The organism is Streptomyces microflavus, assembly GCF_014650075.1.
GTDB lineage: Bacteria > Actinomycetota > Actinomycetes > Streptomycetales > Streptomycetaceae > Streptomyces > Streptomyces microflavus.
Window position 1 is genome coordinate 226,652 of the sequence record NZ_BMUG01000003.1, and the last position, 12,636, is coordinate 239,287.

General features: G+C 71.0%; 8 protein-coding genes. 3 read left to right on the top strand and 5 right to left on the bottom strand.

Annotation, left to right across the window (positions count from 1 at the left end; translation table 11 throughout):
* Positions 1 to 34 precede the first annotated feature (34 nt).
* On the bottom strand, positions 35 to 1,099 hold the full coding sequence (locus tag IE264_RS10015) for an ATP-dependent DNA ligase (protein ID WP_032756930.1): 1,065 nt from the start codon (positions 1,097 to 1,099) through the stop codon (positions 35 to 37).
* Between the two features lie 76 nt (positions 1,100 to 1,175).
* Here IE264_RS10015 and ligD point away from each other — a divergent pair, with 76 nt between their 5' ends.
* Positions 1,176 to 2,198, top strand: a complete 1,023-nt coding sequence (gene ligD / locus IE264_RS10020) for a non-homologous end-joining DNA ligase (RefSeq protein WP_229887483.1) — start codon at positions 1,176 to 1,178, stop codon at positions 2,196 to 2,198.
* The gene (locus tag IE264_RS10025) at positions 2,195 to 3,286 is read left to right on the top strand and encodes an ABC-2 transporter permease (RefSeq protein ID WP_032756929.1); all 1,092 of its coding nucleotides are present in this window, start codon (positions 2,195 to 2,197) and stop codon (positions 3,284 to 3,286) included. Before ligD ends, IE264_RS10025 begins: the two co-directional genes overlap by 4 nt.
* 18 nt (positions 3,287 to 3,304) lie before the next feature.
* On the opposite strand, the gene IE264_RS10030 is transcribed toward IE264_RS10025, so the two are convergent.
* Positions 3,305 to 5,542 carry an OmpL47-type beta-barrel domain-containing protein gene (locus tag IE264_RS10030; RefSeq protein WP_032756928.1) on the bottom strand — a complete coding sequence of 746 codons (2,238 nt, stop codon included), beginning with the start codon at positions 5,540 to 5,542 and terminating at the stop codon, positions 3,305 to 3,307.
* A complete protein-coding gene (locus IE264_RS10035) occupies positions 5,539 to 8,043 on the bottom strand; it encodes a ThuA domain-containing protein (protein WP_229887485.1) in 2,505 nt (834 codons plus the stop codon). Before IE264_RS10035 ends, IE264_RS10030 begins: the two co-directional genes overlap by 4 nt.
* Before the next feature lie 305 nt (positions 8,044 to 8,348).
* Here IE264_RS10035 and IE264_RS10040 point away from each other — a divergent pair, with 305 nt between their 5' ends.
* Positions 8,349 to 9,374 carry a multicopper oxidase domain-containing protein gene (locus tag IE264_RS10040; RefSeq protein WP_032756926.1) on the top strand — a complete coding sequence of 342 codons (1,026 nt, stop codon included), beginning with the start codon at positions 8,349 to 8,351 and terminating at the stop codon, positions 9,372 to 9,374.
* Positions 9,375 to 9,396: 22 nt separating this feature from the next.
* On the opposite strand, the gene IE264_RS10045 is transcribed toward IE264_RS10040, so the two are convergent.
* Positions 9,397 to 11,580, bottom strand: a complete 2,184-nt coding sequence (locus IE264_RS10045) for a DEAD/DEAH box helicase (RefSeq protein ID WP_190167617.1) — start codon at positions 11,578 to 11,580, stop codon at positions 9,397 to 9,399.
* A 126-nt stretch (positions 11,581 to 11,706) separates the two neighbouring features.
* Positions 11,707 to 12,489, bottom strand: coding sequence for an IclR family transcriptional regulator (locus IE264_RS10050; protein ID WP_015612654.1), 783 nt, complete (start codon positions 12,487 to 12,489; stop codon positions 11,707 to 11,709).
* Positions 12,490 to 12,636 lie beyond the last annotated feature (147 nt).

The following is a 12,636-nucleotide window of genomic DNA, read 5'->3' on the forward strand; positions in this document are numbered from 1 at the left end:
CGCCGGAGCCGACGGCTGTCGCGGGGCCGTCGGTTCAGCCGCCCCCCGACAGCACCTCGGCCAGGTCGTAGGAGACGACCTCCTCCAGCTGCGCGTACGTGCAGCCGGCCGGGTCCCGGTCCGGGCGCCACCGCCGGAACTGTGTCGTATGGCGGAACCGGTCGCCCTCCATGTGGTCGTACGCCACCTCGCAGACCCGTTCCGGCCGCAGCGGCACCCACGACTGGTCCTTCTTGCCGGACCAGCGGTTCTGCGTCCCCGGCAGCCGGGAGGCCTCGTGCGCCGCCGCGTCCGCCCACGCCCCCCACGGGTGGTCGGCGAACTCGCACCGCAGCGGGGCGAGTTCCTCGGCCAGCTCGGCGCGCCGCTTCATGGGGAAGGCCGCGCAGACCCCGACGTGCTGGAGCACGCCCCCGGTGTCGTACAGGCCGAGCAGGAGCGAGCCGACGACCGGGCCGCTCTTGTGCTCCCGGTACCCCGCCACCACGACGTCGGCGGTCCGCTCGTGCTTGATCTTGTACATCACCCGGGTGTCGGGCCGGTACGGCAGATCCAGCGGCTTGGCCACGATCCCGTCGAGCCCCGCGCCCTCGTACCGCTCGAACCACTCCTGGGCGACCTCGATGTCCGTGGTGGACGGGGCGAGGAGTACGGGCGCGGAGGCGCCGGAGAGGGCGGCCGTCAGCACCGCCCGCCGGTCCACCTGCGGGGTGCTCAGGAGCGAGGTGTCGTCGACCGCGAGGATGTCGAAGGCGATGAGGCTCGCCGGGGTCCGCTCGGCGAGCATCCGCACCCGGGAGTCCGCCGGATGGATGCGCTCGCTGAGCCGGTCGAAGTCGAGCCGCCCGTCGTACGCGATGACGAGCTCGCCGTCGATCACGCAGCGCGGCGGCAGGTTCTCCCGTACGGCGTCGACCATCTCGGGGAAGTAGCGGGTCAGCGACTTGCCCGTACGGCTGCCGATCTCGACCTCGTCGCCGTCCCGGTAGACGATCGCGCGGAAGCCGTCCCACTTCGCCTCGTAACTCATGCCCGGCGGGATCTTGGACACCGACTTGGCGAGCATCGGCTTCACGGGCGGCATCACCGGCAGGTCCATGGCCCGATTCTGGCCCGCCGCCCCGCCCATGTCTCCCGATGTGCGGCATATGTGCGACCGGCCTACGGTGGCCGACATGGGAGCAGCGGTGGAGCTGGACGCGGGCGGACGAGCGGTGCGGCTGTCCAACCCGGACAAGGTGTACTTCCCGGAGAAGGGCTACACCAAGAGGGATGTGGCCGAGTACTTCCTGGCCGTGGGGCCCGGGATCACCCGCGCCCTGAACCACCGGCCGACCACCCTCCAGCGCTTCGTGGACGGGGTGGAGTTCTTCTACCAGAAGCGCGCCCCGAAGAACCTTCCCGAGTGGATCCCCACAGCCAGGATCGCCTTCCCCAGCGGCCGCCCCGCCGACGAGCTCTGCCCCACCGAGCTCGCCGCCGTGATCTGGGCGGCCAACCTCGGCACGCTCACCTTCCACCCCTGGCCGGTCCGCGCGGGGGACACCGACCACCCGGACGAGCTCCGCATCGACCTGGACCCGCAGCCCGGCACCGACTACGCCGACGCGGTCACCGCCGCCCACGAGCTGCGCTCGGTCCTGGAGGAGCACGGCGTACGAGGCTGGCCCAAGACCTCCGGCGGGCGCGGGATGCACGTCTTCGTCCCCATCGAGCCCGCCTGGACCTTCACCGAGGTCCGGCGCGCCGCCATCGCCGCCGGGCGCGAGCTGGAGCGCCGGATGCCGGAGCGGGTGACGACGGCCTGGTGGAAGGAGGAGCGCGGCGAGCGGATCTTCGTCGACTTCAACCAGACCGCCCGCGACCGCACGATCGCCTCCGCCTACTCCGTACGCCCCTTTCCGCACGCCCCGGTCTCGGCGCCGCTGCGCTGGGAGGAGATCGACGACGCGGAGCCGCGCGACTTCGACATCGTCACGCTCCCGGTGCGGTACGCCGAACTCGGTGACGTCCACGCCGACATGGACCAGGAGGCGTTCCGGCTCGACGGGCTGCTGGAGCTGGCCGACCGGGACGAGAAGGAGCGGGGGCTCGGGGACATGCCGTACCCGCCGGAGTACCCGAAGATGCCCGGCGAGCCCAAGCGCGTCCAGCCCAGCCGCGCCCGGCACGATGACGACGACGGCGAGATGGCGTGAGCGGGAGCGGGAGCGGCGAAAAGGGCGGGAGCAGCGAGAAGCACGGGGCTCATGGGCGGCCCCTCACCCTCCGCGAGCGGTGGGAGGCGTACAAGAACAGCCCGTTCCTCCCCGCGACCGTCCTCGTCCTCATCGTCGCCGCCGCGGCCGGCCTCTTCGCCGGCTCCTACACGTACGCGATGGCCAACCCCACCCCGCACCGCATCCCGGCGGCGCTGGTCACCCAGCCGGAGGTGGAGCGCGGCGAGGCGTTCGTCGCCGGGATGGAGAAGGCGCTCGACGCCTCGCTCGAACTGCGCGACTACCCGGACGTCGCGGACGCCCGCCGCGCCCTGGACGAGCAGAAGGTCTTCGCCATCGTGCGCGCCTCGGACGACGGGGTGGCGCTGGATGTGGCCGGGGCCTCGGGGGCGTCCGTGGCCGAGCTGCTCGGCAAGGCGGGGATCGAGGTCGGTGACGCCACCGGGGTCGAGGTCACCGTCCGGGACATCAAGCCGCTCCAGAGAGGCGACCCGCGCGGGCTCGCCCTGTTCTACATCTCGCTGGCCGCCGTCATCATGGGCTTCCTCGGCGCGATCCAGCTGAGCGTCCACGCCCATGGCCTCAACCCGGCGGAACGCATCGCGTTCACCGCCGCGTACGCCCTGCTCGGCGGCTTCGCCATCGCCGCGGCCGTCGACTGGTGGCTCGGGGCGGTGGACCTGCCGTTCGTGCAGTCCTGGCTGATCCTGGCGTTCACGATGTTCACCTCGGGCATGGTCTTCACCATGTTCAACACCCTGATGGGCCGGTGGGCAATGATCCCCACCTGGGGCGTCATGGTGCTGCTCGGCAACCCGTCGTCCGGCGGCGCGGTCTCCTGGCCGCTGCTGCCCTCCGCGCTCGGGCACATCGGCCGCTGGCTGCCGCCGGGCGCCTCCGTCAACGCCCAGCACACCGCCGTGTACTACCAGGGCCACCAGTTCCTCTTCCCGTACCTGGTGCTCGCCGCCTGGGCGCTGGTCTCCTGCACGGTCTTCTGGGTGTGGCGGCACCGGCACCCAGGAGGCCGCGCCCGCACGCCTGAGCATGCGGCCACGGCCTCCTGAGAGAGCGTCGTGCGTGGGTTACAGCTCCTTGATCCGGATGTCGCGGTACGAGATGACGTCCGAGACCCCGTGCACCTGGAGCCCGATGTAACCGGAGGCGAACCGCCGGCCGTCGGTGCCCGGGTCGTCGCCCCGGGGCGGCTCGAAGAGCTGGCCGCCGGTGTTGTCGAACTCGTTGATCAGGACACCGTTGCGGTAGATCTCGTAGTGCTGGTCGACCACCTTGATCTCGTAGTCGTTCCAGGTGCCCTTGGGTGTGACCCCGGCGCCGCCGAGACCCACCCGGTCGAATCCGTAGACCGAACCGGTCTTGTACATGTCGCCGTCCGGCCGGTCGTTGACCTGGATCTCATGGCCGTACTTGATGGCGACCCACTCCGGACGTGACTCCTCCGGGTGGTCGTGGACCTTCGGGAAGCGGACGAAGACCCCGCCGTTGGCGTTGCCCGCGCCCGGGGCGTCGTCCCGCCACTGGAGCTTCAGCGAGAAGTCCCCGTACGCACGGGTCGGGAACCAGAGCATGCCCATGCCGTCCACCGTGGTGGAGCTGGTGATCGACCCCTCCTCCTCGTTCAGGCCGAACTTGCCGCCGCCCACGTGGCTCCACTTGGCGAGCGAGGCCGCCGTACCGTCGAAGAGCTTGGTGTACCCCTCCGACTGGCCCGGCTTCCCGATGCCCGACTGCTTGGCGGCCTGGTTGATCGCCTTGCGCTCGCGCTGGTCGATGACGCCGTCGGTCTTCAGCCTGTCGAGGACCGTCGTCACGTGCTTGAGGAACAGCGCGTGGGAGGACCAGTCCTTCTCGTCCTCGATCAGCTCGTTGATCGTGCAGCGGTTACGGGTGATCCGGTTCGGGACGCCCGTGTCGACCGTGCCGACGAAGACGGTGTGCCGCTCGTCGAACTCCGCGCAGTTCGGCGCCGGGACCCCGCCGCCCTGGGCGATGGTGAAGGACACCTTCTTCGCCTCGGAGGTGTTGCCCGCCTTGTCCGTCGCCCGGTGCGCCACCGTGTGGTGACCGACCCGGTCGACGATCACGGGGGTGGTGTACGCGAGGTAGGGACCGCCGTCGAGGGAGTACTCCACCTTGTCCACGCCCGAGTCGTCGTCGGTCGCGGTGACGGTGGCCTTGGCGCTGGTGATGAACGCGCCGTCGGAGTTCTTGCTCCCCTCCAGCTTCACCGAGGTCTCCGGAGCCGTCTTGTCCTGCGACGGCGGCTCCACCACGGTGAACTCGACGGTCTTCTCGGCCGCCACGTTCCCCGACCGGTCGGTGGCCCGGTAGCGGACGGTGTGCTCGCCCACCTCGTGGACCATGACCGGTGCGGTGTACGGCTTCCACTCACCGGCCGCGCCGATCGCGTACTCGATGGTGTTGACGCCGGACCCGGTGTCGGACGCGGTCACGGTGACCGTGGCCATGCCCAAGTAGGCCCCGTCGGTGTCCTGTTCACCCGAGACGGTCGCCGAGGTCTCCGGCGGGGTCTCGTCGTCAGTCGGCGGTGCCGCCACCGCGAAGTCGACGGATTTCTCCGCCGCCGCGTTGCCGGCCTTGTCGGTGGCCCGGTAGCGGACCGTGTGGTCGCCGACCTCGCTCACCACGACGGGCGCGGTGTACGGCTGCCACTCGCCGTCCGCCCCCAGCGCGTACTCCACGGTGTCGACGCCGGAGCCCTCGTCGGTCGCCGCCACGGTGACCGTCGCCTGACCGATGTAGGCGCCGTCGCCGTTCTTGTCGCCGTCGACCTTCGCCGAGGTCGCGGGAGCCTCGGTGTCCTCCCCGCTGCCCTCGGTGACGGTCAGGATGCCCTGCATCTGGCCGTGGCCGGGGATCGTGCAGTGGTAGAAGTACCGGCCGGGCGTCAGCGTGACCTCCACGCTGTGCTTGCCGCCCTCGGCGTCACCGGGGTTGGCCAGGATGTTCAGCTGGACGTCGTTGTTGAACTCCGGGTCCGACACGCTGAACGTCAGCGTATGCGGCATGCTCGTCGTGTTGCCGGTCGCCGTGCTGTTCTCGAAGACGATGGTCGCCTTGCCGGCCACCGCCGTCGTCGGCGCGGTCAGATAGCGGTCGATCGGGTCGCCCGCGGTCCAGGTCAGCACCTGGTCGGCGGCCTTCGCCCCAGGCGCGTCACCGCCCTTGCCGTACGCGGCCGTCGAGGTCAGCCCGAGGACCATGAGCAGGGAGGCCAGCAGGGCCACCCAGTGACTCGGCGGCCGATGCCGCCGCTGCCGGAGGAACAGGGGGTGTCTCACTTGGCTGCCGCCTTTCCGACCAGGTCCTCGGCGACCGGAGTTGCCCCGCCGCCCTTGTAGGTCACGCGCCACAGCGCGGACTTGGCGTCGGAGGTGAAGAACCCGCGGCCGTAGTCCAGGACGTACAGCGAACCGTCCGGCGCGAACTTCCAGTCCATGAGATTGCGGATCCCGTCCGCGCCGACCGGAATGATCTTCTTCAACGACTCGGCGTGCGTGGGCAGTCCGCCCTTCCCGACCGTCTTCGGGTCGGTGATCACCGCGTGGCGCGGCTGCGTGTCGTCGTAGAAGTCACCGACGAACCACTTGCCGTCCCAGTACGCGGGCCACTTGGCGGTGGAGTCGCTCTGCGCGTCGTAGCGGTAGACCGGGCCGTTCATGGTCGCCTGGCCGCCGCCCTTCAGCCAGGGCAGCAGCTCCTTCTGCTCCTCGGCCTTGTAGCTGGGGACGCCGTTGGCGTCACGCGGGTAGTCGACCCCGCCGCCCTGCGGCGAGTACCAGATGGTGTTCGGGGTCACCGGCGGCAGTTTGACCAGGCCGTCGTTGTTGGGCGACTCGTTCTTCGGGGCGTTGCAGTCGTACCAGCCCAGCGGCTTGGACGGGTCGGGCAGATTACGGTCCCGGTAGGGCTGGTTGTTGCCCATGCAGAACGGCCAGCCGTGGTTGCCCGCCTTGGTGATCTCGGCGAACGTGTCGTACTTCGCCGGGCCCCAGGTGGTGGAGGCCGAGCCCGCGTCGGGGCCGACCCAGCCCGCGTACAGCGTGTCGGTCGAGGTGTCGACCGAGATCCGGGCCGGGTTGCGCACGCCCATCACATAGATCTCGCCCCGGGTCTTCCCGCCGCCCTCGTCCGGCTCCTTGCCGGTGAAGAGGTTGCCGGCGGGCAGGGTGTACGTACCGTCGTCCTCGGGGTGGATCCGCAGGATCTTCCCGTTGAGGTTGTTGGTGTTGCCCGAGGTGCGCCGGGCGTCGGCGAAGGAGACGCCCTTGTAGTTCGGCTGCGGGTTGTTGCCGGAGTAACCGTCGCTGAAACCGGAGGAGTTGTTGTCACCGGTCGCGATGTACAGGTTGCCCTTCGAGTCCCACGCCATCCCGCCGCCCGCGTGGCAGCAGCTGTTGATCTGCACCGGCCAGCCGAGCAGCACCTTCTCCGAGGCCAGGTCCAGCTTGGTGGTCGCCGGGTCGAAGGTGAAGCGCGAGACCTGACGGACCGCCATGCGCTTGTCGCGGTCGATCTTCGCGTGCGGGGTGTAGTGCAGATAGACCCAGCCGTTGGAGGCGAAGTCCGGGTCCAGCTCGATGCCGAGCAGCCCCTCCTCCACCTTCACCAGCTCGTCGCCGCCGCCCTTGTTGCCGAAGACGTCCAACGCACCGGCGAGGGTGACCTTCTTGGTCTTCGGGTCGTAGACGTGGATCTCGCCCTTGCCCTTGCCGATGTTCGGGTTGTTCCAGTCGATGACGACCGGGACACCGCTCGCGGCGCCGCCGCGCCCGATGTAGAAGACCTTGCCGTCCGGAGCGGTGACGAGCCCGTGCGGCTCACCGATCTGGTCGTTCTGGCCCGGCTGGTTGGGCTGGGTGAGGCGCTCGGCGGTGTAGTTGGAGGTGATCGTCGCCTTGCAGTCGGCCTGCGAGGTCCGGTTGGTCCAGGCGAGGGCGCCGCGCAGATGGTCGCGGAAGTCGGTCTCGGCGAAGCTGTCCGCCGTACCGCCCATCGCCGTGTAGAAGGAGCGCCCGCCGTCGTAGTCGCGGCACCAGGAGACCGGGTGGTCCCAGCCGTTGGCGCTCGCACCCGGCTTGTACGTCAACTCCCTTACGCGCGCCACGGTGTGCACGTCACCGGACGGGTTCTTCGTCCAGTTCAGCCACTTGTCGGGGCGCTTCCACTCCAGCGGCAGGCTCTTGGTCGCCGGGTGGACCCGGTCTCCGATCTCCACGGTCGCCCGCTGCACGGTGGCCGGGCTGTTCGCCGCCGGACGGGCGCCCACCAGGCCGGTGAACCAGTCCGAGTACGGCTCGGTGCGCGCCGCGTCATGGACGCCGAGGAAACCGCCGCCCGCCTCCATGTACGCCTCCAGGCCCGCCTCCTGCTCCGGGTCCAGGACGTCACCGCCGCCGGTGAGGAAGACGACCGCCTGGAAGGAGCCGAGCCGCTTGCCGTTGGTGAAGACGTTCGGGTTGGCCGTGGCCACGGTGGTGAACCGCCCGGCCTCCGGACCGGTCAGCCCGATCTTCTCGATCGCCGCGATCCCGGCGTCCGTGTACGGTGCCTCGTCGCCCGCCGATGCGTGGAAGACCAGCACCTTGACCTGGTTCTTCGCACCCGGCGGAGATGGCAGGGACAACGTTGTCGCCATCTTCTCGACCAGATCCCGGTCCGGCGACGTACCCGCACTGGCCGGTCCGCCGCTGCCCAGCATGGACACGGTCAGTGCGCCGGCCGCCACGGCCGCCGCGAGGCCGCGTCGTGATCTGGACCGGTGATGTGATGCGCGCTGCATGTGGTCACCCACCCCTTCGTGGTCACTGCACCTCTCGGTGACTGTGGGTCGCTAACTCTTCTTCGCTGCCTCTGTGTTGACCGCGATTCCTCTGTGTCGACTGTGACAGCGCACGAAGCTAGACCTCTTTTCGCGGTCCGCCAATAGCTATGGCAGCAATCGCACCAACTTTGTCCTGGGTGTGGATAAACGGTCGGCCCCCGGCTACGGTGTGGCCCGTTCCGGGGCGCGCCCGAGGTCCCTTCCGGGAGCACCGAGGCCCGTTCCGCCTCCGCCAGACTCGTTATCGCAGTGGGGAGTTCGACATGGACCGAAGGACCTTCAGCCGGCGGATGCTGGTCGGCGGCGCGGCCGCGGCAGCGACCGGTGTGACATCGTTGTCGCTCGGGGCGGTGGAGGCAAGCTCGGCGGAGAACCCGCCGCGCACGGCCCCGGCCGGGGGAGTGGTGCGCCGACTGAAGGTGTACGCCGAGAAGCTGGCGAACGGTCAGCTCGGCTACGGCTTCGAGAAGGGCAAGGCCTCGATCCCCGGCCCCCTCATCGAGCTCAACGAGGGCGACACGGTCCACATCGAGTTCGAGAACCTCACCGACGTGGACGCCAGCCTCCATGTCCACGGCGTGGACTACGACATCGCCAACGACGGCACCCGGATGAACAAGAGCCACGTCGAGCCCGGCGGCACCCGTACGTACACCTGGCGCACCCACGCCCCGGGCCGCCGCAAGGACGGCACCTGGGAGCCGGGCAGTGCGGGCTACTGGCACTACCACGACCATGTCGTCGGCACGGACCACGGCACCGGGGGCATCCGCAAGGGGCTCTACGGGCCGGTCATCGTGCGCCGCAAGGGCGACATCCTGCCCGACAAGACGTTCACGATCGTCTTCAACGACATGACGATCAACAACAAGGCCGAGCACAACAGCACCAACTTCGAGGCCACGGTGGGTGACCGGCTCGAAGTCGTGATGATCACGCACGGCGAGTACTACCACACCTTCCACATCCACGGGCACCGCTGGGCCGACAACCGGACCGGGATACTGACCGGCCCCGACGACCCCAGCCGGGTCATCGACAACAAGATCTGCGGGCCCGCCGACTCCTTCGGCCTCCAGTTCATCGCGGGTGAACGGGTGGGCGCGGGCGCCTGGATGTACCACTGCCACGTACAGAGCCACTCCGACATGGGGATGGCCGGGCTGCTGCTGATCAAGAAGCCGGACGGCACGATCCCGGGTTACGAGCCCCACCATGTGGCAGGCGCCTCCGAGCCGAAGAACGCCGAGGAGAAGGCCGCCGAGGGCGCGGCGGAGCACCAGCACTGACCGGAGCGTCCGGTCCCTTCGGTCACTCCGGGCGGGCCAGCCGCAGCTGCTCCTCCTCGACGATCCGCCGGGCGATGTCGGCGTCCGACACGTCCACGGCGTCCGGCGCGGCCTCCGCCAGGTCGCTGCGCCGGGCGTACGTGTCGAAGAGCCGGTCCTTGCGGGTCAGCAGGTCCACCATGCGCTGGTCGACGCTGTCCGCCGCCAGCAGCCGGTGCACCTGGACCGTGCGCACCTGGCCCATCCGGTGGGCGCGGGCGACGGCCTGGTGCTCCAGCGTCGGCTTGATCTGCGGCTCGCAGAGGATGACCACCGAAGCCGCCTGCATGTTCAGCCCGGTGCCGCCGGCCTGGATCTGGCTCAGCAGTACCGCATGGCCGTCCACGGCGGAGAAGGTGTCGACCAGCTCCTGCCGCCGGGCGGCCGGCACGCTGCCCGAGACCGGTCCCAGCGCCTCCGGGCCCAGCGCCTCGCCGACCGTGGCGAGCACCTCGCGGAAGTAGGAGAAGACCACGACCTTGAGCCCGTTGTCCCGTGCCTCGTCCACCAGTTCGCGCAGCCGCTCCAGCTTGGCGGAGGTGGCGGGCACGGGATAGGCCGCCCGGCGCATCCGCATGAACTGTCCCGACGCCACCGCCTCGCGGTACACCTCCAGGTCCCCCGCGCTGAACTCCTCCCACTCGTCCACGTGCACCAGCGTGGGGAGTTCGGCGAGGACGTCCACCTGGTTGCGGCGGAGATAGGCGGGGGCGACGGCCCGCCGGAAGGCCTGCGAACCGGCGGCCCCGTGTGTCGTGCTCACCGCATCGGCCAGATCGGGGCGGAGCTGGCGGACGAGGCTGCGGAACTCCTCCACCCGGTTCTCCATCGGCGTCCCGGTGAGGAACAGGACGTGGTCCGCGCGCTCCGCCCACGAGGCGACCGCCTGCGACCGCCGGGTGGCGGGGTTCTTCACGAAGTGGGCCTCGTCCACCACCAGCATCGCCGGGGCGACGGTGCTCGCCACGTCGTCGGGCAGGGTGCGCAGCGCGTCGAACGTGGTGAGGGCGACCCCGCCGCCCGCCAGCCACTCCGCGAACGCGTCCAGCCGCTCCGCCCCGTGCACCGGCAGCGCGCGCAGGGTGGAGCGGGCCCGGATCTCCCGGCTCCAGTTGATCAGGACGCTCGCCGGGCACACCACCAGGAAGTGGCTCTCGCCCCGCGCGGCGAGATGGGCGAGGGCGGCGATCGCCTGCACGGTCTTGCCGAGCCCCATCTCGTCCCCGATGACGACCCGCTTCTGCGCCAGGGCGAAGCGCGCCCCGAACGACTGGTAGCCGCGCAGGGAGACCCGTAGCCGCGAGTCGTCGAGCCGGAGCGCCCGCACCCGGTCCGCGATCCCGGCGGGCAGGAACCCCTCGGCGGCGTCCCGGTCCGGGCCGCCGCCCGACAGCTCGGCGAGCAGGCTGTAGTACTCGGCGGACCGCAGCTCGAAGTCCACCCACGCCCCCGGCGCCGACTCCGGCGCCCGCAGCAGGTCGACCGAGACCTGGCCGAACAGCATCGGCAGCTCCTGCTCCGCCGCCTCCGCGAGCGCCGTACGCAGGGCGGCCACGGCGGCGAGCGCCCGGGTCCGGGACTCCTTGCCGGTGAACAGCATCCGCAGCAGGCTCCCGGCCGGTGCGGCGGCGGCCGTCAGCGGGTCGAGCCGTTCGGCCAGCCGCCGCGCCGCCTCCACCGCCCGCCGCGCGTCCGGACCGGCCTCGACCAGCCGGTGCAGGGCGACGACCAGCGCGGTGGCCGGGTCGTCCGGGGCGTCCATGTCGATCCGTACGGAGACGGTCTCGCGCACCGCGTCGGCGATCTGGCCGGCGGCCGCAAGCGCCTGGTCGGCGGTGTGGGCCCCGACCCCGGGAATCAGCCGGAGCTCGTGGCGGGCGGTGCCGTGGACCTGCCCGACCGTGGCGAATCCGGCCTGTTCGAGGGCGGTGAGGCGCAGCCGGCCCTCGGTGACGTCCTTGAGGCGGGAGACGGGGATGGCGGCCAGCTCCCGGTCGACCAGGGAGGACAGGAGCGGGTCGAGCACGGCCCGTACGGCATCGACGGCCCGGGTGTGGTCCTCCCGCACCGTGCGGGCCCGGCCCAGCAGGGCCGCCGCCTCGGCCAGCAGCTCACGGGCGGCCCGGCCCGTGGCCGCCGGGCGGGCCCTGGCCCCCGTGTCCGTCATCGTCGCTCTCGCCGCCGTCGGAATGTGGTCTTCTCGCTGTACGCGCCATCGTCCCACGGCCCACCGACAGTCCCCCCGGCCCACCGGCAGCCCCACCCCGTCGACGTTCCCGGCGCCCCGGGTCCGCTACCGGGCGGGCGGCCGCCGCTCCGCCGGGGAGAGCAGCAGCACCTCCAGGGCCCGCGCGCAGGACCGGGCCTCGGTGAGCAGCCACTCGGTGCGCTCGGCGGTGATCAGGGACGGTGTGGCCCGTACGGCGAGGGCGAAGCGCGCATACCCCGCACCGTCGAGGACCGGCACGGCCAGGGTCCGCACCCCGTGCGCCGACTCACCGTCGTTGAGCGCGTAGGCCTCGGCCCGTACCCGTACCAACTCCGCCTCCAGTGCGGCCGGTTCGACGATGGTCCGGTCGGTGAAGGCGGGCAGCGGCGGCAGCGACTCGGGGCCCCCGTCGCCCGGACGCGCCCAGGCGAGGAGCACCTTGCCCAGCGCGGTGGAGTGCAGCGGCCGGCGCAGCCCCACCTTCGGCGTCACGGAACCGCCCGCCACGATCACCGCGTGCGGCCCGCTGCGCAGCGCCAGGTCCGCCGTCGCGCCCGTCCGCTCGGCCAGGTCCGCCAGCTCGGGAGCGGCCAGATGCAGCCCGCGCTGGTGGTAGGAGAGCCGGCCCAGCTCGGTCACGGCGGGCCCCAGTCGGTACCGGGCGGTGCGGGGATCCTGCTCCAGGAACCCCGCACCGAGAAGCGTGCGCGCCAGCCGGTGGGCCGTGGACACCGAGAGCTCCAGACGCCGGGCGAGGTCGGAGGCGCTGAGGTCGGGCCCGTTGTCGTGGAAGCAGTGCAGGACGTCCAGCGCGCGCCGGACGGCCTGGGCGCCGCCCGGTGCGCGTGCTGTCACGGCCTCGGTCATGTCGCGTCACTCTCCGCTCGTCGAAGGGGGCACAGGGGTGCGTTCGGTTGCCACATTACGGGAGTTGGGGAAGCGTTCAACCCTGCTGAGAAACACTCCGTTCACATGCAATCCCACATCATGGGAAGCAAGTTGTCGGACCCGGCA